This is a genomic window from Plantactinospora sp. CNZ321 (assembly GCF_004217235.1).
Genome location: NZ_SHKQ01000001.1, coordinates 1,860,399 through 1,882,680, shown reverse-complemented (window position 1 = coordinate 1,882,680; position 22,282 = coordinate 1,860,399). Strand labels below are relative to the sequence as shown.

Annotated in this window: 14 protein-coding genes and 1 tRNA gene; 8 read left to right on the top strand and 7 right to left on the bottom strand. The window is 69.6% G+C overall.

Annotation, left to right across the window (positions count from 1 at the left end; all coding sequences use genetic code 11):
- Window positions 1-16: 16 nt before the first annotated feature.
- Window positions 17-949: an SCO2521 family protein gene (locus EV371_RS08325; RefSeq protein WP_130461534.1), complete on the bottom strand. Its 933-nt coding sequence runs from the start codon at window positions 947-949 to the stop codon at window positions 17-19.
- A gap of 239 nt (window positions 950-1,188) precedes the next feature.
- On the opposite strand from EV371_RS08325, the gene EV371_RS08320 reads away from it, so the two are divergent.
- Window positions 1,189-5,547, top strand: a complete 4,359-nt coding sequence (locus tag EV371_RS08320) for a HEAT repeat domain-containing protein (RefSeq protein ID WP_165436634.1) — start codon at window positions 1,189-1,191, stop codon at window positions 5,545-5,547.
- A gap of 11 nt (window positions 5,548-5,558) precedes the next feature.
- On the opposite strand, the gene EV371_RS08315 is transcribed toward EV371_RS08320, so the two are convergent.
- From EV371_RS08315 to EV371_RS08300, 4 genes are all read right to left on the bottom strand, one after another.
- Complete coding sequence (locus EV371_RS08315; RefSeq protein WP_130461532.1) at window positions 5,559-6,518, bottom strand: SCO2522 family protein; 960 nt, start codon at window positions 6,516-6,518, stop codon at window positions 5,559-5,561.
- Window positions 6,518-7,435, bottom strand: coding sequence for an SCO2523 family variant P-loop protein (locus EV371_RS08310; RefSeq protein WP_130461531.1), 918 nt, complete (start codon window positions 7,433-7,435; stop codon window positions 6,518-6,520). Before EV371_RS08310 ends, EV371_RS08315 begins: the two co-directional genes overlap by 1 nt.
- Before the next feature lies 1 nt (window position 7,436).
- Window positions 7,437-9,269: an SCO2524 family protein gene (locus EV371_RS08305; RefSeq protein WP_130461530.1), complete on the bottom strand. Its 1,833-nt coding sequence runs from the start codon at window positions 9,267-9,269 to the stop codon at window positions 7,437-7,439.
- A gap of 336 nt (window positions 9,270-9,605) precedes the next feature.
- Window positions 9,606-10,625, bottom strand: coding sequence for a LuxR family transcriptional regulator (locus EV371_RS08300; RefSeq protein WP_130461529.1), 1,020 nt, complete (start codon window positions 10,623-10,625; stop codon window positions 9,606-9,608).
- Between the two features lie 63 nt (window positions 10,626-10,688).
- Between EV371_RS08300 and EV371_RS08295 the strand changes: the two genes are divergently transcribed.
- The 3 genes from EV371_RS08295 to EV371_RS08285 all read left to right on the top strand — a co-directional run bounded on the left by EV371_RS08295 (window position 10,689) and on the right by EV371_RS08285 (window position 13,113).
- Window positions 10,689-11,447: a protein phosphatase 2C domain-containing protein gene (locus EV371_RS08295; RefSeq protein WP_130461528.1), complete on the top strand. Its 759-nt coding sequence runs from the start codon at window positions 10,689-10,691 to the stop codon at window positions 11,445-11,447.
- 118 nt (window positions 11,448-11,565) lie between these two features.
- The gene (locus tag EV371_RS08290) at window positions 11,566-12,936 is read left to right on the top strand and encodes an outer membrane protein assembly factor BamB family protein (protein ID WP_165436633.1); all 1,371 of its coding nucleotides are present in this window, start codon (window positions 11,566-11,568) and stop codon (window positions 12,934-12,936) included.
- 104 nt (window positions 12,937-13,040) lie between these two features.
- A tRNA-Lys gene (locus EV371_RS08285) sits at window positions 13,041-13,113 on the top strand.
- Here EV371_RS08285 and EV371_RS08280 read toward each other — a convergent pair.
- Together EV371_RS08280 and EV371_RS08270 are read right to left on the bottom strand one after the other, a co-directional pair.
- On the bottom strand, window positions 13,082-14,719 hold the full coding sequence (locus tag EV371_RS08280) for a recombinase family protein (RefSeq protein WP_130461526.1): 1,638 nt from the start codon (window positions 14,717-14,719) through the stop codon (window positions 13,082-13,084). The genes EV371_RS08285 and EV371_RS08280 overlap by 32 nt on opposite strands.
- A 729-nt stretch (window positions 14,720-15,448) precedes the next feature.
- Window positions 15,449-16,324 carry a replication-relaxation family protein gene (locus tag EV371_RS08270; RefSeq protein WP_130461524.1) on the bottom strand — a complete coding sequence of 292 codons (876 nt, stop codon included), beginning with the start codon at window positions 16,322-16,324 and terminating at the stop codon, window positions 15,449-15,451.
- A gap of 959 nt (window positions 16,325-17,283) precedes the next feature.
- Here EV371_RS08270 and EV371_RS08265 point away from each other — a divergent pair.
- The 4 genes from EV371_RS08265 (at window position 17,284) to EV371_RS08250 (ending at window position 22,223) form a co-directional block, all read left to right on the top strand.
- Window positions 17,284-18,873 carry a hypothetical protein gene (locus EV371_RS08265; RefSeq protein ID WP_130461523.1) on the top strand — a complete coding sequence of 530 codons (1,590 nt, stop codon included), beginning with the start codon at window positions 17,284-17,286 and terminating at the stop codon, window positions 18,871-18,873.
- A 134-nt stretch (window positions 18,874-19,007) separates the two neighbouring features.
- Entirely contained in the window at window positions 19,008-20,411 is a 1,404-nt protein-coding gene (gene gltX, locus EV371_RS08260) for a glutamate--tRNA ligase (RefSeq protein ID WP_130461522.1), read from the top strand.
- Between the two features lie 307 nt (window positions 20,412-20,718).
- Window positions 20,719-21,867, top strand: a complete 1,149-nt coding sequence (locus tag EV371_RS08255) for a TRAFAC clade GTPase domain-containing protein (protein ID WP_130461521.1) — start codon at window positions 20,719-20,721, stop codon at window positions 21,865-21,867.
- The gene (locus EV371_RS08250; RefSeq protein WP_130461520.1) at window positions 21,864-22,223 is read left to right on the top strand and encodes a hypothetical protein; all 360 of its coding nucleotides are present in this window, start codon (window positions 21,864-21,866) and stop codon (window positions 22,221-22,223) included. The genes EV371_RS08255 and EV371_RS08250 overlap by 4 nt, the downstream gene beginning before the upstream one ends.
- The last annotated feature ends 59 nt before the right edge of the window (window positions 22,224-22,282 follow it).

The window sequence follows — 22,282 nt, the reverse complement described above, 5'->3', positions numbered from 1 at the left end:
ACGGGGCGGGCGGCGGTCAGCGGGACGGCGCTTCCAGCAACGCGATGGTGCTGAGCGTGACCTGGTCGCGGATCCGGGTCACCGAGGTCTGCCACTGCCGGGTGAACCCGGGCCGGTGTTCGAGGTCCCGCCAGACCGGCAGCACCGACTCGTCGAGCCGGGCGGCCGGCATCCAGAGGTGCAGCAGGCAGTCTATTGCCGGACGGAGCCGGTCGATCTTCTGCGTCCGGGTGCCCGGCCCGGTGAGGCTGAACTCGATCAGCGACAGCAGCGTGGTGAGCAACCAGTCGTGCAGGGCGAGGTCCTCGCAGAACTCCACCAGCGCCGGTACGGTCTCCTGCGGCGCGGTCAACTCCAGGGTGCGCAGCGTGTCCGACTCGATCCGGAACTTCCCGTGCGCCTCGGTTGCCGGATCGGCGGCCGGCAGCACCGCCCAGCGCAGCCGGGTGCGCTTGGTCCGGAACGGCGGGCGGCGGTCCAGCCGGGGCGACCGCTGCACCGCGTCGATCAGCCGGGCGCTGATCGCACCGAGGTTCAGCGTCTGCGGCTGGTGGGTGGGCCCGAGGAAGCCCCGGGCCACGTCCCGGAGGTCGACCTTGCCGATCGTCTCCACCCAACCGGGCCGGGACAGGTAGTGCGACCAGATCAGCCGGCGGTTGCTGGCGGCCCGGTCCAGCCGGGTGTAGGTGGAGCCCTGCAACACGTGCCCCCCGGTCATCGCCGCGTGTGACACCACCGTCCCCACGCCCCGGATACGGCTGCCGGAGCGGGTCGGCAGCCGGCAGTCGACCCCGGTGAGCTGGTCCGGTGAGACCGCGTACGCGATCGGACGCTCGGACCGGCGGACCCGCTGGCCGACCAGGAGGTCGAGGAGTTGGGCGGTGTTCTCCAGCGAGAGCGAGCTGGAGTTCTGCAGAAGTCCGGTGTGGACCTCGCCCAGCGTCAGCATGCGCTCCTCCGCAACCTCGTGGCACCGTGACCGGGCGGCCGGAGCCGGGTCGCCGTGACAGCGTCACCGTAACCGATGTTCGCGGCGGGCACGGTGATCGGCCGGCGGCAATTCGCCGGCGCCGTCCCGCGCCCGTCCCAGCGGGGACGGACACCGGCTTCCACCTGCGAAAACGATGTTGTTGCGTCCTATTGGTACGGTTGCGTTACGTGCCGCTCACGCCGCCCCTAGGAGCCGCCGTGACCAAGGTCTACGTCTCGGCCACTTTCCGGGATCTACAGGAGTGCCGCGCCGCCGTGCAACTGGCGCTGCGCCGGCTGCGGGTCGAGGACATGGCCATGGAGTCGTACGTCGCCGAGGACCGGCGCCCCCTCGAACGCTGCCTGGCCGACGTCGCCGAGTGTGACGTCTACGTCGGCATCTTCGCCTGGCGGTACGGCTTCGTCCCGGCCGGCTACGACCGCTCGATCACCGAACTCGAATATCGGGAGGCGCTCACCGGCGGCAAACCGTGCCTGATCTTCCTGCTGGACGAGGAGGCGCCCTGGCCGCGCAGCTTCGTGGACCGGGGTCGGGACGCGGACAAGATCGAGGCGCTCCGGGCGGAGCTGGCCGACCGGCACATGTGCAGCACCTTCCGGGACCCGGCCGACCTGGCCGCGATGGTCACCGCGGCGGTGGCGAACTGCCTGACCGACGCCGGGGTGCCGACCGGCGGCATGCACACGCTGAGCCGGGACACGCTGAAGCAGTACCTGCTGCGGCTGCGGCAGCACTACGGGGTGCTGGACCTGGACGCGCTGACGCCGGAACAGACCGAGGACTACCTCCGGATCCAGTTGATGTCGGTCTTCGTCGAGCAGTGGGTACGCGAGGACCCGCCCCCGGCCGAGCTGCCCCGGGAGTGGCTGCGCCGGATGCAGTCGGAGGGGCGGATCGGCACCGAGGACGTGCCGGAGGAGGTCGATCCCCGGGAGCTGGTGCAGTTGCACGAGTCGTACCGGGCGAAGCCGTTGCAGCGGCTCTTCGACGTACTCGGCGCGCCGGACCAGCGGGCGATCGTGCTGCTCGGCGATCCCGGCTCGGGCAAGTCGACCGCGGCCCGGTACGTCGCGCTCAGCCTCACCGGCGGTCCGGTCGACGACCGGCTGGCCCCGCTCGCCGACCACCTGCCGCTGCTGATCGAGCTGCGCTCGTTCATCACCCTGGCCGCCGAGGGCAGGTGCGAGAACTTCGTCGACTACCTCGACCACCGGGCCGGCACCGACGGGCTCGGCATCGAGCGGGCCGCCCTGCTGCGGCATCTCGGGGTCGGCGGCCGGGCGGTGATGATCCTGGACGGGCTGGACGAGGTCTTCGACCGGCACCGCCGGGAGGAGGTGGCCCGGCAGATCGCCGGGTTCGCCGCCAACCACCCCCAGGTACGCATGATCGTCACCTCCCGGATCATCGGCTACTCCCGCCGGATCCTGACCAGTGTCGGGTTCGTGCACTACACCCTGCAGGACCTGGACGAGGAACAGACCGGCGACTTCCTGTCGAGCTGGTACCGGCTGGCGATCCGGGACCGACCGGAGGACGCGCAGGCCCAACGGGCCCGGCTGCTGGACGCGATGCGGCACTCGCACGCGATCCGGGAACTCGCCGGCAACCCGCTGCTGCTGACCATCCTGGCGATCATCGGCAAGCACCAGCCGCTGCCCCGGGAGCGCTGGAAGCTCTACGACCACGCCGCCACCGTGCTGGTGGCGCAGTGGGACACCGACCGGCACCTGCGCGAGGAGTCCCCGGTCGCCGGCTTCCTCGACCCGGAGGACAAGAAGGAGCTGCTGCGCCGGCTGGCGTACCGGATGCAGTCGGCCGACCGTGGGCTGACGGTCAACTACATCGACCGGGCGGAACTCAGCGACGTCTTCGAGCGGTACCTGGTCGAGCGCTACCGCCGGGACGCCGCCACCGCCCGGAGCATCGCGCTGGCGATGATCGAGCAGTTCCGGGAGCGGAACTTCATCCTCAGCCGGTACGGCCCGCAGGTCTACGGCTTCGTGCACCGCACCTTCCTGGAGTTCTTCTGCGCCGACGCCATCCTTGCCAAGTTCCAGCACGACCAGGTGCTCTCCTTCGAGCAGCTCAAGGAGCTCTTCCGGCGGCACTGGGCCGACCTGTCCTGGCGGGAGGTGCTCCGGCTGCTCGCCGGCGCGCTGCACCAGAACCACACCGCGCAGCTCATCCAACTGCTGACCACCGAGGTCAACCAGCCCTGGCCACCGGCCGACTTCGCCCCGCCGCCGTGGAACCTGGCCCTGGCCGTGCAGTGCCTGGCCGAGGTGCGCAACCTGCACAGTGCCGCCGCCAAACCGGCGGAGACGCTGCTGCGGCAGCTCATCCTGCTGCTGGAGCACTGCGTCTCGATCGACGACCGGGAGACCGCCCGGCTGATCGACGAGGAGATCCTGCCCGCCGCCAAGGTGATCGGCCCGAACTGGCCGGGCCGCAAGATCTACCTCTCCTGGTACCGCCGTCGGGGCGTCCGGGTGGTCTGGAACCCGGTCTCCACCCACGCCGCCCGGCTGGCCGCGATGCTCTCCACCCCGGCCGAGCGGATCGACGACCTCTTCGACGACGTGCTCGCCAGCATGGACGAGAGCCCCGCCTCGTACGCCTCGGTCGCCGGGCTGGCCGAGTTGGCCCAGCTCGCCACCACCGCCGTGGACAGCCCGGCCCACCAGGCCGCCGCCGCGCGCGCCCGGACCCGGCTGATCAAGCGCGCCCGGGCCGACAACCACGCCGGGGTACGGCTGGCCGCCGTGCAGGCCCTCGGGGAGCGGTTCGGTACCGACCCCGAGGCCCGCGACCTGCTCATCGAGCGGGTCCGGGCCGACGGGTACGCCGGGGTCCGGCTCGCCGCCGTGCAGGCGCTCGGGGAACGGTTCCGGGACGAGCCGAACGTCCGCAACCTGCTCCGGGAACGTGCGCACGCCGACGAGCACGCCAGCGTACGGCGGACCGCGATCCAGGCCCTCGGCGAGCGGTACGGCGGCGACGACGAACTCCGGGACGTGCTCGTCGAATGCCTGCGCACCGACACCGACGCCGAGGTGACCAGGACGGCCGCGCACGTCCTGGTCGAACGGTTCGCCGCCACCCGGCACGTCCGGAAGTTGCTGATCGAACGCGCCCGGGACGACACCGACCCGGTGACCCGGCGGACCAGCGTGCGGGTCCTCGGCGAGCGCCTGGCCGGCGACGCCAGGGTCCGGGCGCTGCTCGTCGACCGAGTCCGGGCCGACCGTGACCCGGGGGTGCTCCGGGTCGCCGCCCGCGCCCTGATCGACCAGTACGGCCCGGACACCGCCACCCGGGACCTGCTGTTCAGCCGCGCCGGTGGGGACACCGACGAGATGGTCCGGCTGGTCGCGCTGCGGTTGCTGGTCGAGCACTTCGAGCGGGACACCGCGCTGATCGAGCTGCTGGTCACCACCGCCCGACAGGACCGGGACGCCGACGTACGCCTGCTCGCCGCCCGGGCGCTGACCGACGAGATCGGCGCCGAGGCGTCGGTCGGGGCCGCGCTCGGCGAGCTGGCGCTGCGGGACCGGGACGCCCGGATCCGGCTGGTCGCGGCCCGGGCCCTGATCGAGCGGGTCGGAATGGACTCCGCCGTCTCCGAGGTGCTCGCCGGGCTCGCCCGGGACGACTCCGACGCGGCCGTACGCCTGGCCGCCGTCAATGCCCTCGCCGACACCGTACGCCGGGATCCGACGATCCGGGAGGTGGTGCTGGACCGGGCCCGCGCCGACTCTGACGCGGAGGTGCGGCTCGCCGCGCTCCGGGCGCTGACCCGGGAGCCGCACCACTCCGACCAGGTGCACCAGGTGCTGGTCGACCGGGCACACCACGACCCGGACGCCGCCGTATTCGCGCTCGCCGCCACCGCGGTGGTGGAGCGGGGCGGTCCCGGGGACGACGTGCACGGCCTGCTCGCCGGCCGGGTGCACGGGGACGGCAACGCCCGGGTCCGGCTCGCCGCCGTACGCCTGCTGGTGCAGCGGGTCGGCGTCGACGCCGACGTCCGGGAGACACTGCTGGAACGGATCCGGCACGACCCGGACGCCGAACTCGTGCACGAGGCCGCCGTCGAACTCGCCACCCGACTCGGCACCGACGTGGAGCAGTGCGAGGTGCTGATGGCCCGGGCCACCGGCGAGGACCCGCAGATCCGCACCGTGGCGGTACACATCCTCGGCGAGTACTACGGCACCGACCGGGCGGTACGCGAACTGCTCATCGAACGGGCCGGCAACGACAGCGACGTCCAGGTACGCCGGACGGTGCTCCGGGTCCTCGGTGAACGCCTCGCCGAGCACCCCGAGGTGCGTACCCTCTTCGTGGAGCGCCTGCGCGACCAGGACTGGTCGGTGCGGGCCGCCACCGTGCAGGCCCTCGGCACCCACTTCGGCGACGACCGCCAGACCCGGGAACTCCTCACCGAACTGGCCCGGGACGACCCGGATCCCGGCTTCCGGCGCCGGGCCGGTCAGGTGCTCACCTGGCTACCCGACGCGGACCCCGACCACCTGCCTGACGTACGGCGGTGAGCGGTGTGCGGTCAGTCGCCGGCGAAGACGTACTCGGTCCGCTCGACCAGGTCCTTGGGCAGGTCGATGTGCTCGTTGCGGCTGCGGGTCTGTATCTGGTCGAGCACCGCCGGGCTGATCGAGACCTGGCTCAGGATCGTCCGGACGGCGTGCTCGATCGGCAGGAAGCGCGAGCCGAGCACCGAGAAGGTCCGGTACGCGCTGAACGGCGGGGCGTGCGGGTTCAGCTTGACCACCGCCGGCATCTCGTCCCAGTCGTCCGGCCAGTCGTCGAGCTGGTAGGGGTTGGTCACGCCCTCCCCCTCGTGCCGGAGCAGCCCCAGCCGCATGAGCTGCCAGACGGCCGCCAGGAACGGGCAGGACCAACGCCGCTCGCCGTTCTCCTCGTAATCCCACAGCTCGACGTCCATGAAGATGGAGTGCCGGTTCGCCGCGTTCTGCATCGGCGGCTGCCAGGCCCGGCCGGCACTCATCGCCTGGCCGGGAACGGAGACCGGCGACCGCCTGCCGTTGCAGAGCCAGCCGGTCTCGGAGGTGGGCGGGCGGTCCCCGGTGGTCTCCGGGACCGGATCGGAGACGAGTTGGGTGAGCACCAGTTCGGCGAGCGGGATGTCGTCGGCCTGGGCGCAGCCGGCCTCCCGGGCGAAGTAGTCGATCACCAGACCGCTGTCCCGCGCCGCCTCGCGTACCTGCTCCATCACCACCCGGGGGGTGCTGAACCGCTGGAAGTAGTCGTCGATCAGGAAGCAGGTGCTGATTCGGGGCCGGCCGTTCGGCAACCGCTCCGCGCAGGCCTGCCGGGCCGCCGCCGCCCAGGGTGCGACCCGGGCGAAGTGCCGGCGGAGCTGGTCGATCCCACCGGCGAACTCCTCGATGTAGAGGTGTCCCAGCTCGATGGAGAGGTGCGAGAGCGGAACGGACTCGACGCTGCGTCTGGCCGCCGTCTCCTCGAAGGTCACATCCGGTCTCATCACAGCATCTCCCAGGCCGTGTCGTCCACGATGAGCTTTGCCAGCGCCGAGAAGGCCTCCACGGTCTCCAGGTTCGCAATCTTGCGCGCGTACACGTCGTTGTCGGAGATGAGCTGCTCGCGCCATTGCAGCACCGGGTCGAGCGGTACGGAGCCGAGCAGCATCGTCCGGCCCACCCGGTTGTTGCTGGCCAGCTCCAGCAGGTCCTGGTTGCACTCCCGGAGCCAGGCCACCTGTGCCGGCCGCAGCCCCTCCAGCTCCGGCGAGTCGGGGTCGACCACGGCGGTACGCACGAACCGCAGTCGGTTCACCAGGTCCTCGTGGTCGTGCCCGGCGAGGGTGCCGGCGTCCAGGATGCCCCGGGTGCCGTAGACCAGCCCCGAGGCGGCGAGGACGTGCTGCCGGGTCCAGCGGTGGAAGACCAGCCAGCGCGACCGTACCGACTTCAGCGCCGGCATGGCGGTGGCTGCCAGCACCATCTGGGTGGCGTACGACCGGCCGGCGCTCAGGTCGACGAGGCTGAGGTCGAACTCCTCCTCCAGCCGCAGGAAGAGCCGGGCACAGCGTTCGATCCGCTCCCGGGTGGCCGGGAACTCCCCGCCGCCACTGTCGCCGGGCAGCAGCACCAGCCGGCCGGCACCGGGCGGCCGGTTGCGCAGGCTGGGCCGGTCGGACTCGGTCCACACCTCGATCCGTTGCGGCTCGGCCAGGGCACCGTCCAGGTAGTCGTGCAGACCGCCCCGGGTGGTGCCGTGCACGGCGGAGTCGATGTGGAAGATCGCGCCAGCCGTCGGCGACCCGAAGTCGAAGTCCAGATAGCAGACGTCGCTGCCCTGCAGCGCGCTCCGGTAGAGCATGTTGCTGCTGGTGACCGAGCGCCCGGTGCCGCCCTTGTCGGAAGCCGCGAAGATCAACATTTCAGCCTGCCTCCGCGACGTCGCGGCGGGCCGCGTTCAACTCGTCCAGCCGGCGCAGCACCGAACTGGTCAGCGCGGCCGCCGTGCCGGGCCGCTCGTGCACGATGTCCCGGGCCCGCCGCAGATTGACCCGCACCACCTGGAGCGTCTGCTGCATCTTCGGGCCCGCCTCCGCCGCGCCGTCCAGCAGCTCCATGTCGTAGAGGTGCTCGGCCTCGTTGAGCAGGTCCAGCGCGTGCATGGTGAGCCGGTCGCTGCGCAACGGCGGACGGCGCAGGACGCGTACGGTGGTGACCAGCGACTGGACCACCCGCTCGGTGTAGTACCACGAGGGTGCGTCGTGGTAGTCGACGAACTGCCGGAACACCCGGGCCGGCTGGTCCCACAGGCTCCGGCCGGCGCCGCGTTCGAGCCGGCGGAGCACCAGATGGTCCCAGACCTGGTCGGCCAGGTCCAGCATCCTGGCCCGCTGCTCGGCGTCGCTCAGTAGCCCGGCGATGTACGCGGTGCGCTGCAACAGCAGGGCGGAGAACTCGGTCACCGCCCAGCGCAACGTCGGCCCGCCCAGCTTGTCGCTGTTCTGCAGGGTCAGCCGTACGCCGGGCGAGTGCAGCGTGAGCGCCTGGTCCTGGTCGAACGGCCGTCGGGTGATCCGCGCCCGGTTGGCCAGCTCCTCCAGCACCGCACCCACCCGGCCGAGTTCGGTGTCGGCGCCCCGCTCGACCACCAGGCCCTTGACCGCCAGCGAGGTCACCAGCAGGGTGTAGTAGTCGGTGGCGTCCCGGTCGGTGGTCCGCCAGGGGATGTCCTCCAGCGGCCAGCGGTGGCCGTCGCCGAAGGTGGCGACGGTGGCCCAGTAGCCCCGGGTCAGGTCCCACCGCAGTTGCAGCGCCCGGGAGAGCCGCTGCTGCTCCTCGTTGAGCAGACCGAGGATCCGGGTCCGCTCGGTGAAGAGTTCCTCGATCGCGTCGATCGCGATGACCGTGAAGTAGAGGTACGGCTCCTCGGGCGCCACGCCCGGCCGCTGCTGGCCGACCGCCTCGGTCGTCTCGATCTCCGGCGCCTCCCCGACGATGCCCCAGGACCAGCCGCACTCGAAGAGCCGGTTCGGACTGTCCAGGTCGGCCACCTGGCCAGAACCGATCATGACCTCACGGAAGCTGGCGATGGTCTGCCGCAGCCGACGGCGCAGCTGCGCGACGACCTGCCGCTGCGGCAGGTTGCTCTGGTTGAGGGTACGGACCAGCGCCTGGCCCTCCTCGGAGTCGACGTCGAAGACGTTCACCGCGAAACTGCGCAGCAGCCCGACCATCGCGGCGGTCAACCGCACGCTCGCCATGCTCTCCAGCTCGTCGACTTCCCGAATGATCTCCTCACGGCGTACCGCGGTGCGGAAGACCCGGGCGAAACCGATGGCGGCCAGGGAGAGTGTGATCGACATGGCGAACGAGTCGACGATGTCGAGTTCGAGCTGCTGCTCGGACGGCTCGCCGTCGTCGGTCTGGAAATATGTCCGGCCGGAGAAGACCGGCGTCCCGGATTTGTCGGTGTAGCGCTGGTAATACTCGGTGAGCACCTGGATCAGCACCCGGGGAATCTGGGTGGCGGTGCCGAGCGGGCGCAGCGCCCTGATCATTTCCTCGGCGGTCTCGTCCGGACGGTCCAGTGAGAAGTCCGCCTGGGTGGCCGGGAGCAGGATGCAGAGCAACTGCTCGGCGTCACTGATCGAATTCGGCCCGTCCCGCCCGCCCCACTGCCACTTCCCGTCCTGCCAGCTCGACCGGACGGTGGCCGCCCAGATCTCCAGTAGCTCCTGACGGGGCTGAATCCTCATCTATCGTGCACCACCATCCGCGAAAAACACCGGCTAGGTCGAGCGGCACTCACATTGTCCGTCGGGAAGACCTGGCGGCTCCCGTACGTGTCTCGATGATAGAGACGGATTCGACCGGCTGCGGTAGCCCGGCTCGGCGACCGGCGCGAATCAAAGGAAGACGCAGGTCATCGCCGCAGTACTCGGCCTCTCCACAGTGGTGCCACGTTTCATCGCGGCCACCCCCTTCGCATCTCGGGCCTATCCATCAATGATGGCGTACGCGTCAAGGCGCGGGAACACCTCGCCGGGGCGCCCACCAGGAACATCGCCCCGAACGGGGGACGCGGGACCGGCTCAGCCGTGTCGGGCCGGATCGGTGAGCTGCTGGCGTACCGCCCAGAGCGCCGCCTCGGTACGCGACGCCGAGCCGGTCTTGCGGAGCAGGTTGGACACGTGCACGGTGACCGTCCGTACCGAGATCCCGAGCGACCGGGCCACCTGCTTGTTGGACATCCCGGCGGCCAGACAGGACAGCACCTCGATCTCCCGGCCGGTCAGCTCGGCGGTGGGCGCCGGCGGCGGCTCGACGAGCAGCCGCAGGTCCACCGGCTCGGCCACGAGCTCCTCGGGCCGCCGGCCGCGCCCCGCGACCAGCAGCTCCACCAACCGGTAAGGGTTGCCGCCGGTACGCCGCCACACCGCATCGGCCACCGCCGACGGCACCGGCGGTCCGGGATAGACCTGGCCGAGCACGGCGGCCACGTCCGGCCGGCCCAGCGGGCCGAGATGCTGCCGGACCGCGCCCGGGGCACCGGTGAGCCGGGTCAGGGTGGCCGCGACCAGCCGGGGTGACACCGCCTCCTCCGGTGGCCGGCTGCCCACCAGCAGCAGGGCCGGCAGACCCGGTGCGGTGGCCAGCTCGCCGACCAGGTTGAGGCTGGCCGGGTCGAGTGCGTGCAGGTCCTCCACCACCAGGACCGCCGGCCCGGCACCGACCAGGGCCCGTACGGTGCGTACCGCCAGGCGCAGCAGCGCGTCCGGGGCGTACCGTTCCCGGGGTGCGTTCGGGTGCTGGGCGAGCCAGGCCAGCGCGTCGGGCGGCAGCGGCAGGTCGGCGGTGTCCCGACCGCTGAGTACGGCGGCGAGCCAGTCGTACGGGGCCGGGGTGTGCACCCGGGCGGTACCGCTGAGGATCGTCACCGGCCGGGGCGAGAGTCCGTCGAGCGCGGCGCTGATCAGCAGGCTCTTGCCCACCCCGGCGGCGCCGGTGACCACCACGCAGCCGGTCCGGGGGCACCCGCCGGCGACCCTGGCCCAGGCTGCGGCGAACTCGGCCAGCTCTCCGGCGCGCCCGACCATGGAGACCGGCATCATGGGTCAACCCTACGCAGTACTGCGTAGTGACTTCGCCGTGGATCTCGGGGCAAGCTGCACGGTATGACCTATGTCCTGCGCAGCCTGGCCGTCAGCGACCCTGGACTGGTCCGCCCCAACAACGAGGACGTGGCGTTCGCCGGCAACCGGCTGATCGCCGTCGCCGACGGCATGGGTGGCGCGCCGGCCGGCGAGGTGGCCAGCGAGATCGCGATCAGCAGTCTGGCCCCGGTGGAGCGGTCGGCGCCCGGCGCGGAGCCGGTGACCGCCCTGTTGGACGCGATCGGTGCGGCCAACACCCGGATCCGCGCGGTCACCGACGCGGACCAGGCCACCGAGGGGATGGGCACCACGGTCACCGCGATGCTGCTCGCCGGCCGCCGGCTCGCGGTGGCGCACGTCGGCGACTCCCGGGGCTACCTGCTGCGGTCCGGCAGCCTGTCGCAGCTCACCCGGGACGACACCTTTGTGCAGGCCCTCGTCGACCAGGGCGGGCTGACTCCGGAGGAGGCTCGACGGCATCCGCAGCGGTCGCTGGTCACCCGCGTACTGCAGGGCGGCCCGCTCGCCCCGGCCACGGTCGCGCTGATCGCCCAGCCCGGCGACCGGCTGCTGCTCTGCAGCGACGGCCTCTCCGACGTGGTGGACGACGACAGTATCGCGGCGACGCTGGTCGGCTTCCCCGACCGGGAGGAGTGCGCGCGACAGTTGGTCAAACTCGCCCACCAGGCGGGCGCCCCGGACAACGTGACGCTGGTGCTGGCGGACGTGGTGCCGGCCGTCGACCCGGAGACGTCGACCGCCGGCATCGAGCCGGCCTGACGGCGCCCCGGCGCGGCGGATCCGGGTCGGCGTACCGCATCATGGATGGCGTACCGGCCCCGGCCGATGGCTCGGATCACATGGCCGGCGCACCAACCCGGTGGGCGGGAGGGCCAGCGTGATCGTGATCGACCTCGGCGAGGAGCGGTACGACCCGCCGGTCGATCCCGACCCACCCCGCCGGCTCGTTCGGCGGCGACTGCGGACCACGGCCCTGGTGCTGACCGGGGCGCTGGTGCTCGGCGTGGGTGGCGGGGCCCCGCCCGCACCGGCGCAGCTGACCGAGGTCTACCGGGGACCGCTGGAGGCCCGTCCGACCTTCGCGCTGACCGGGGACCGGTTGTTCGTGACCGGACCGCTCGACCACGGTGGCGGACGTCGGGTCACCGCATACGAGTTGGACCACGGGCGGCGGCTCTGGGCCAGCCCGTACCGGATCGAGCGCCAGCCGGTGGGGCTCTACCACGTGGGCGGCCTGCTGATGGTGGTGGAGGAGTGGGGCGGATCCCAGCACCGTTGGTTCCGCACCACCGCACTGGACGCCGACACCGGTCAGCGGCGCTGGTCGGTGCCGAACCACCTGACCGTGCTGCCGGCCGAGCGGGTGGCGCTGACCGTCACGGAGGTGTTCCCGGAGGGTTCGCGGGTCGATCCGGGCGATCCACGGCCGTCGGGCAGCCGGGTCTACGTTTCGGGCGCCGGCGTGTACGACGCGCCGCCGATCGGAGAGGTCGTCCGGACGATCGACCTCGACACCGGCCGGGAGCTCTGGACCTCGGCGCTGGTGTCGGGCGTCCTGGCGATGACGCGCACCGCCGAGCGTCCCGCGGCGCTGCTGACCGGGCACCGCGACGGCGTACTCGAACTGCGCGACCCGCGGACCGGGGTGGTCCGGCAGCGGCTCGACCCGGCGGCCGGCCGACCGGAGTACGCGACGGTGGTCGGCGACTCGCTGGTGGTCAGGCACGAGCGGAAACTCGCCGCCTACTCGGCGGATCTCCGACAGCTCCGGTGGACGCGTCCGCTGCCCAGAGACGTCCCGTACGCCAGTGAGTGCGGGCCGATGGTGTGCCTGGACAACCCGAACGACGTCGAGGTGATCGATCCCGCGACCGGCTCGACCGCCTGGCGGGTGGCGGAGCCGTTACGGCTGAGACCGTACGGCGCGCACCTCGTCGAGGTCGATGGTCAGCCCGCGCTCCGCCGGGTGGTGGACCCGCACACCGGGCGTACCGTGGTGGACCTGGCCGGGTGGACCGAGGCGGTGCCGCCCGCGGAGGACGGTCCGCTGCTGCTGCTCCGCCGGGCCGCTGGTCCCCGGACCTGGGTGGGCCTGCTCCCACCGGGGGGTACGGCGGTCCGCCCGCTGGACTACCTGCCCTTCGTCGTCTCGGCCTGTCGGTCGACCGCCGGGGTGATCGCCTGCCTGGCGCAGCCCGACGAGCTCCGGGTCTGGCGGTACCGGCCGGCGGCGCTCCCGGCGGGTTGAGCGGGCGCGGAAGCACCTCGCGCGGCGTTGCCCGGCCGGGTCGACCAGACGGCCGTAGCCCTCGAGATCGGCGATCGCCTCTTCCGGTACGCTGGTCACCCATCGGGTCGCTAGCTCAATTGGCAGAGCTGAGGACTTTTAATCCTTAGGTTCGGGGTTCGAGTCCCCGGCGGCCCACCGACCGCACCATTGTGCGAACCGGTGGTTGTTCCTCGTGTGTGCCCCCGTCCGGGTCGGGCGGGGGCATCGTCGTGTCGGTGGGGATCTTGAACACGGGTACGACTCCCTGGTCGGTGAGTTGGACTTCGGCGATGAGGGTCTCTATGGCGGCTTTGCGCTCGGTGTCGCTGCCGCTGGCCATGATCGTGCTGAGATAGTCGCGGATCATGGTGATGGTGCCGGGTGCCGGTGGCGCGGGTTGGGCGGCGAGGCCGGCTTCGAGGTCGGCGTGCCGGGTGTGCAGTTGGGCCAGTCGTTGGCGGAGTTCGCGGATGCGCGGTCCGGCGGCGGCGTCGTCCATGGTGCCGTTCTCGAAGGCGGTGTGGTACCTGGAGATGCTGGCTTCAGCGGTAGCAATCTGGTTGGCGAGGGCGGTGAGTTCGGCGCCGCGGTCGTCGGCGGTGCTGTGGCGCTGGGCGTGGGCGCGTTCGATCATGGCGACCAGGAGGGGTTCGGCGGTGGTGTAGAAGTCGTATAGCGCTTGTAGGACGGCGTTGTCGAGTTCGTCGGCGGGTAGCCGGGGTGCGGTGCAGGTGGCGTGTTTGCCGTAGCGGGTGCGGGTGAAGCAGGTGTAGTAGCGGTAGCGGCGGGTCCGTCCCTTGGCGGACGTGCCGATGTACCGCTGTCCGCAGCGGGGACATGTCAGCAGGCCGGTGAGGTAGTAGTCCGAGTCGGACATCGCCCGCTGGGTCTGGACGTCACCGCGTGCTGCGGCGATGTCCTGGGCGCGTTGGAAGGTGTCCCGGTCGATGAGTGGGTCGTGGGCGTCGGGGACGTAGACGTCGCGGTAGGCGATGTCCCCGACGTAGGCGGGGTTGTCCAGAATCCGGTTGACGGTGTGTCCGGACCACTTCTTGCCAGTCCGGTTGGGGACTCCGCGTTCGTTGAGTTCGGTGGCGATGGCGCGGGTACCGACGCGGTCGCGGGTGTAGAGGCGGAAGATGTCGCGGAGGACGGGTGCCTCGTCGGGGTGCGGGACGAGGCGGTGGTCGGGGTTGACGAGGTAGCCGTAGGGGCGGGTGCCGCCGGCCCATTTTCCTTTGCTGGCTTTCGCGGTCATGCCACTTTTCACTCGGTCGATGATGATGTTGCGTTCGAATTCGGCGAATACGGCGAGGAGTTGGAGCATCATGCGGCCGAATGGGCCGCCGGTGTCGATGGGTTCGGTGGCGGAGGAGAAGCGGACGTTTGATGCTCCGAGGATGGTGACAAGGTCGAGGAGGTCGGTGACGCTGCGGCTGAATCGGTCGAGTCGGTAGACGAGTAGGACGTCGTAGAGGCCGGCTTTGGCGGCGTGGAGTGCTTTTTTGAGTCCGGGGCGTTCGGTGGTGGCGCCGGAGGCGTCGTCTTCGTATTCGGCGACGATGGTCCAGCCGGGCTGGGAGGCGACGTATTTTTCGAGGGCGGCGCGTTGGGCGTCGAGGGAGAAGGGTTGGTGTTCGTCGTCGGTGGAGCGGCGGATGTAGATGCTGACCCGGCTCGGGCCGGCGGGCCGCTCGGTTGAGTCGGCGTGGTGGGCGCGTCGGCCGCGCCGCTTGGGCGGGGCGAGGGGTGGGGCTGTCATCCGGTGGTGTCCTTCGAGGTCGCGGGGTGGTACCGGTGGCGGCCGAGGTGTCCGCCACCGGTCAAGTTGGCTACTGGAAGAGATCGGGGTGGTCGTCGATGAAGTGGTTGAGTAGGACGGCGAGTGCTTCGGCGGCGTTGTCGAGGTCGGCGGCGGTCATCGATACGGTGTCGATCCGCGCGATCCGCAGGGGAATGTTGGGTTCCTTTCTGCGAGTGCGGGATGTTTTCGCACCGCCATTGTTGACGGCGGTACCGGGATGCGGTTCGTCAGGATAGCTCCGGACGTCGTTTTCGTGGTGGGGCGCGTGGGCCACGGTCCTCCGAAAAGCGTGTGACGCTGCTGGGGTCGGAGTCCTTCGTTCATGGGTTTTCCTTTCTTGCGCGGATTTGTGCGATCGATTCGATTGATGCGGTAGAGCCGGTTGATGGCGGCTGGCTGGTTTCTGATTGCTGGGTCGCGGACGATACCTCCGTGATCTGTCAACGGAGGGTTTGGATCTGTCAGCGGTTCTGGGAAACTCACGGTGGGATGCCGAGAGGCTGACAGATCCGGGGGGCTTGCTGTCACCGTGATAGCGGAGGTACGGTCCGCGATTTCCAGCCGTCAAGGGCTGGTGCTGCCGCTGTTGGGGCTCCGGCGGGGATGTGGGGACGCAGCCTGGGTACGCGTCCGTGCACTGCGTACAGGGGGCGTGCCCGGTCTGCGGTTGGGCGGGGCTTTGCCGGTTCAGTTCGCCTCTCCCGAGCCGCTGTCGAGCGGTGCGAGGTCGGCCAGGCGCAGCGGGGGCACAGCGGCGCGGTGCAGCCACCACACCGCCTCCGCTGGGTTTTTGCCGGTGGCTTCGCGGTGCACTGCTGTGGCTACCGGGTAGCGGACCCCGGCGGCGGCGAGTTCCTGATGCAGGTGCCGCTCGCGCAGCGGCGACGGTAGCCAGAACAGCACCGGCCAGAACCGTCCGGTGATGTGGGCGAGGTCGTGGTAGCCGTGAATTTTGTCGACGAGGCGGGACAGGGGCCGTTCGGTGCCGAGATCGAACTCGAGGAAGAACGGAACTCGCTGGCCGTCTTCGGCCCATACGCCGTGCCCGTCGGGCCGCGACCTAGGGGTGTAGGCGAAGGCGGTGACGTCATCGCCAGGTTCGGCGAAGGCGCCGGTCTGCTGGCAGCGGGCGGCCGGCCACCACCGAACCAGTGCGTTACCGGGGTGGGTGCGGGCGTGTCCGGCGAGATCGGTGAAGAAGCCGTTCACGCCGAGCAGATGGGGCAGGTTCGCCCGCTGGGTGAGATGCCAGCGGCGTTTACGGGCCCGGTCCTTGCGGGGCAGTTCCTCGCCGCGTTGCGCAGCGACGACTTCCACGCCGAGCTGGGCCAGGACGTAGTGGTAGGGGTAGGAACCGCCGTCGGGTCTCTGCGGCCGGAACCGGTCCACCACCTCCAACTGTTGGGTGAGGGCGCGGAGGCGTTCCTGGGCGTAGTCGACCGACGGGAACAGGGCGTGGGCGATCTGGAAGGAGGTGAGGACCCCGTGGTCGGCGAGCCAGCCGAGCAGGACGAGGTCACGGGTGGTGAGTTGGGACTGAACCCGCAGCACCGGATCAGCCATCCGTCACCGCCTTCCCCTGGGGGAGAGACCCGTGGAGAGGGTCAGTCGCAGCAGGCCAGCGAGTCTGGACCGAGGCGCTGACCTGCGGTGTGAGATGACGATCGGGGTCCGTTGGGGGGTCCAGGTGAAGCGGGACGTCAAGCGGGAGACCCGGCGGGACCGGCAACAGGAGGTCAAGGCTGGGTCTGTCAGCCTGGGATGTCGAGGATGCGGTAGCCGCGAGCGGCGACGAGAGTGGATGCGTGGACAGGGTGTACTCCAAGGTGAGGATGGCTTCGTCTACGGAGTGGACGGGACAGCGTGGTAGGCGTCGTGACGGTGGGCAGGCGTATCCGCGCCGAGTGACGCCCGGCCGGGCGGATCTCGAGATGCGGAGGTCAGGTGTCACTGTGGAGGTGTCAACGAACAAGCCCGCCCCGCACGGGGCCGACCGGAATTCGGGCAGCAGAAGTCGCGCCGACCTGACAGGCAGGTCGTCGTCGATGCGAACAGGGGCGGCGGCGGAGTCGGGCACGACCTGAGCGGTGCCGACGGTCCTCACGGCAGTGTCAGCGCCGCGGTGCGCGTCGGCGGAACTCGCCACGACAGTCGCGAACAGCTCCTGCCGCGGGCGGGCGGCTAACTCGCCGGCGTAAAGTCCTTCATCAGCGGTCCTCCCATCGCTCCGCGCCCCTGAGCCGGCGGCAGCAGCATTGTCTGTGCCGCGAACGACGACAGGCGCCACCACATGGGGTGTCGCCCGCGACGTGACGCGACCGAGACAACCGGCCGCGCAGGGAACGCCTAATCAGTACGCCCCGGCAACCCACTCCAGGTCAATCCCTTGATAATAACAATACGGTAACGGCTCTTGACTGGAATCCTTTCATGTGCCAATGCATCCTCCCCGGTGTGCCTGAGTCCGCCTCCGTCCATATGAAGGCGGGTGTCGTTCCTTGCGGATCGGGTCGGAGCCGTCGATGGTCGATAGCGTGCAGAGATGGGATCCGCTGAAGGAACATCAACTGCTGTTGCTGCGGCGCATCGGCGACGGGGACGACCTCAGCAGCCCCGACGGGGTCGATCAGCGTCACTCGGCTCGGGCCTTGCAGACTCGTCGACTCGTCGACATCACACGCCGAGGTGGCGTGTGGCGGGCTCAAATCACCGACGTCGGCCGTTTCTACCTCGACAACGGCATCCACCCCGACCACCCCGACCGCCTCGTGGGCGGCACGACGGCGCCCCGACAGCGCGTCCGGACCACCGTCACCGCTAAGCAAGGCAAGTCGGCCCCGGCCCGGTCGCGAGCAGGCGAAGACACCACGGCGGCCGACTCGACGCGGTCCCCAACCACCGCGACGGTTGAGCGGGCCCGACAACTTGTCGAACGCCTGCAAGCCGAAGGAACCGTGCGAGTCGAGAGCCCCGACTCCGAGGAGCGCGCTCTCTATCGGCGGGTCATCCACGCGGCCAAGCAGCATGGCCTCGTACCCGCCGGGTTCCATCTCAAGCACACCGGCCGCGCCGCCGGGGATATGATCATCCGCCTGTCCAACGACGAAGCCCCGGACGAGACGGACTGGAACCGGATCCGACTCGACACCCGCCGCGTCACCACCGACCCCAACCTCGTGTTCGCCGCCTTGGAGAAGAACCCGGCTGGGCTGGAAGTCACGACGGCATCCGTTCCGAGGGCGCTGGACCTGATCCGTGGCCTCGCCGCCGAGGCCCGACGACGAGGGCATTGGCTCGGAATAAACACCAAGACCAAGAACCCTTCCGTCTACCTCCAAGTCGACAAGACCCGTCGAAGGGTCAGGCTGATTGAGGAGTACGACGAAGTCCCCCACGTCCCTACCGACGAGGAGGCCCGGAAACTGCGGCGCAACCGATGGCTGGTGCTTCCGAAGACCGACAGGGTCGCCTCCGGTCGCCTGCGGATGGAGATCGCCCGCGCCGGCTGGGACAAGAAGGACACCTGGACCGACGACAAGCGCACAACCCTGGAGAAACGCCTTCCCCGCATCATCCGGGACGTCGAGTCCGGCATCGCCGCCGACGAGGAAGCCAAGCTGGCTGCCCAGCGAGCCCACGACGAATACGTCGCTGAGATGAAGCGGCAGGAGGCCGAAGAGCGTCGCCGCTGGCAGGAGGCCCTCGACGAGGCCCGCCCCCAGGCCGCTGAACTCCTGCGCAAAAAAGCATTCCGGCGGGCCTACGACTCATGGGTCTCCGCCAACGAGATCCGCGCCTTCTGCGACGCCCTCGAACAAGCTGCGCCCGATGAACCAGTCGACGCGGAGAATCGCACCCGATGGATCGAGTGGGCGCGAGCTACCGCCGACCGCCTCGATCCCACCCGAGGAGACCGGGCACTCGCCGACATCGGCTTCGACATCGAGCCCAAGCCCGACGACCTACGGCCCTTCATCGGCGACTGGAACCCGCGCCAGCCACGCCGCGAGTACCGTTCCGAACGCGACCAACAGGCCATCGACAACACCCGACTCCAGGCCGATGCCTGGCACCACGGCATGCGCGGGCGGGCTACCTGGTGGCGCAAGTAGCCGCAACCGGGAGCGGCAGGTCGATCAGTTCAGCGCCGGACTTTTCACCGCGACGAGGGCGCCCGTCGCATCCTGGAAGCGACGAGCGGCATATCAGGCAGGCTGTACGCCGACGGTTCGGTAACCTGCTATCCGTGACCAGTTCCGATCTCCGCGTGCGCTTCGCGCCCTCCCCGACAGGCATGTTCCACGTCGGCAATGCCCGGTCCGTCCTGTTCAACTGGGTGCTGGCCCGACAGTCGGGCGGAACGATGGTGCTGCGGATCGAGGACACGGACGCGGCGCGTAACCGCCCGGAGTGGGTCCAGGGCATTCTCGACGCGATGGAGTGGCTCGGCATCGGCCCGAGTGAGTACGAGGGTCCGCTGTTCCAGTCCGACTACGCCCAGCACCACCGCGAGGCCATCGATCGGCTCCTCGCCGCCGGACTGGCCTACTACTGCGACTGCGCCCGGGATCAGGTCATCGCGCGTACGGGCAGCGAGCACAAGGGCTACGACGGCTTCTGCCGGGACCGTGGCCTGACCGCTGGGGAAGGCCGCGCGTTGCGGTTCCGTACGCCGGACAGCGGCTCGACCGTGATAGTTGACCTGGTGCGCGGCAAGCCGACCTTCGACAACGCGCTGATCGAGGACTTCGTCATCGCCCGCGGCGACGGGTCGCCGGTGTTCCTCCTGGCGAACGTGGTCGACGACATGGCTATGGGCATCACCCACGTAATCCGGGCTGAGGAGCACCTCCCGAACGCGCCGAAGCAGCAGTTGCTGTGGGAGGCGCTGGGTGCGGAGCCGCCGGTGTGGGTGCACGCGCCGATCCTGGTCAACGAGAAGCGGCAGAAGTTGTCCAAGCGCCGGGACCGGGTGGCCCTGGAGGACTTCCGCGCCGAGGGCTACCTCGCGGAGGCGATGCGCAACTACCTGATGCTGCTCGGCTGGGCGCCATCCGGTGATCGGGAGATTCTGCCCTGGGATGACATCGTGGCAGAGTTCCGGCTGGAGGACGTCAACCCCTCGCCGGCGTTCTTCGACGTGAAGAAGCTCCGCGCCTTCAACGGGGACTACATCCGGGCGTTGTCGGTAGAGGCGTTCGTCGAGGCGTGTCAGCCGTGGCTGCGCGGTGAGACCGTGCCGTGGCGGCCGGAGGCATACGACGCCGAGGCGTTCGCCGCGGTCGCCGAGCTGGCGCAGACCCGGATCGCGCTGCTCTCCGAGATCGTGCCAATGGTCGATTTTCTGTTCCTCGATGAGCCGATCGCCGATGAGGCGGCGTGGGCGAAGGCCATGAAGGCCGACGCACCGTTGTTGCTGGCTGCGGTGGTCGAGGCGTATGAGACGTGCGAGTGGCGGGCCGAGGTGCTCAAGTCGACGCTGGAGGCGATCGGTGCCGAGCGAGGCCTCAAGCTCGGCAAGGCCCAGGCGCCGGTACGGGTCGCGGTGACCGGCCGCACCGTCGGACTCCCACTGTTCGAGTCGATCGAGATCCTCGGACGTGACCGGACCCTGGTTCGCCTGCGAGCAGCACTCGACCGGCTGACCTGACTGCGTCTGGCGGATCGAGCTGCCGGTCAGTCCCGGTCGTCGATCGATCCGATCCCCGGATTTCTCCGGAAATCCACCCTTGGCTGTGACGGCGTCAGTCGGCCCCACACTGACGGGGCGGATTCTGGCGGTCGTCGCAACACTCCAGGTGAGCAACTACGGGGCTGAGCTTAGCGAGGCCGCCACAGCGCCTTCAGCGACGGACCACCCGCCGGCTCGCCCGACGCACGGATTGCGGCCAGAAGAGGAACCAAGCGGGGGTGGTGGCGGCACACTACGGAGGAACCTCCTTCCGTAAGATCCGTACATGCAACTGAGCAGAGTGCTAGAGCAGCACATTGCGGTGTTCGGCGAGAGCGGCAGCGGCAAGACTGTTCTTCTCTCCTCGTTCTATGGTGCCACGCATGAGCCTCAATTCCTGAACAAGAGCCTGTTCGACGTCATGGCGGACGACCGCAGCCAGCACACCCGGTTGCACAAGAACTACCTCGGCATGAGGGACTCGGCCCGGCTGCCCGGACAAAACCGATTCTCCGCCACGTCCTATGCTTTTTCCGTCAAGCTGCGAGATTCCTCCGACGCCGCAGTCAAAGCTGGGCCATTCGACGCGCTACGGCTGGTCTGGCATGACTATCCGGGCGAATGGTTCGAGCAGGACGTAGACGGGCCCGAAGAAGCTCAGCGCCGAATTGACACGTTTCGGTCCCTGCTGACCTCAGATGTCGCCCTTCTCCTGATCGACGCTCAGCGGTTGCTGGACAACGCCGGCGAGGAGGAGCGGTACCTCAAATCGCTGCTGACCAACTTCCGCACCGGGCTCTTGTCGGTCAAAGAAGAGCTACTCAAAGACGGCAAGCCGCTCGTCGAGTTCCCGCGGATATGGATGATGGCGCTGTCCAAGGCCGATCTCATGCCGAACATGGATGTGTACAAGTTCCGGGATCTGCTCACCGAAAAGGTCGGTGACGACGTCGACCAACTGCGCAAGGTGATCGCAGGTTTGGTAGAGGGGAGTGACGCGCTGTCCGTGGGCGAGGACTACGTACTGCTTTCCTCGGCGAAGTTCGAACCCGGCAGGATCAAGGTGGCCGAGCGCGTCGGTCTCGACCTGATCCTGCCGATGGCTGCTATCCTCCCGTTCGTACGACACGTACGGTGGTCTCAGACCCTGCAGCTCCCCGGAAAGGTGGCCGAGAATCTTCTAGCCAGTGCGGGAGTCTTTGCCTCCGTTTTGCTAGCCCGCAAGAGCTGGTTGCCGTCCCCGGTCGGCAAGGTGTTGAAATTCGTCAGTCCGGGCCTCGTTCACGAGGCGGCCAAATTGGCTGGAGATAAACTACGGAAGATCAACTCAGAGGCGCTGGCCCGACATGATCATCTCGCCGCCACGTTGTCCGGCTTCCGGATGGACCTCGACCGAGGTGAACGGGAGCAGATTCTCCTACGGAGCCGTCGATGAGCATCATCTGGGCTACTCGCGGCCGGAATTGGGGCTTCCGGTTCATCCTGAAGGGCGGGTTGAAGGATCCGCTTCTGGCGTACGAGGAGGCCTTCTCGGCTGCGGGAGATGATGCAGAGGTCTGCCACCGGACTGGTGAGAAGGTCGCGCTGCGTTTCCCAGACCCACTGGAGCGCAAAGACGGGGCTGGCCGCGTGATCCCTCACGAATTCGTCGTCTCTGGCCCTTTGGCTGCGGAGATCCAATCGGTCGAGGACGGCCTCCGAGTCCTCTGGAGCCGTCCCGGCGTGGCCGACGAGTTTGAACGGATCTGGGATACGCCCAGGCCGCCCACCTCACACACGAGCCGTGATTGATACCAACAAGCCGATCTTGCCCGCGCTCGCCGGCAGTTGAGCGCGATGCACTCCGCCCT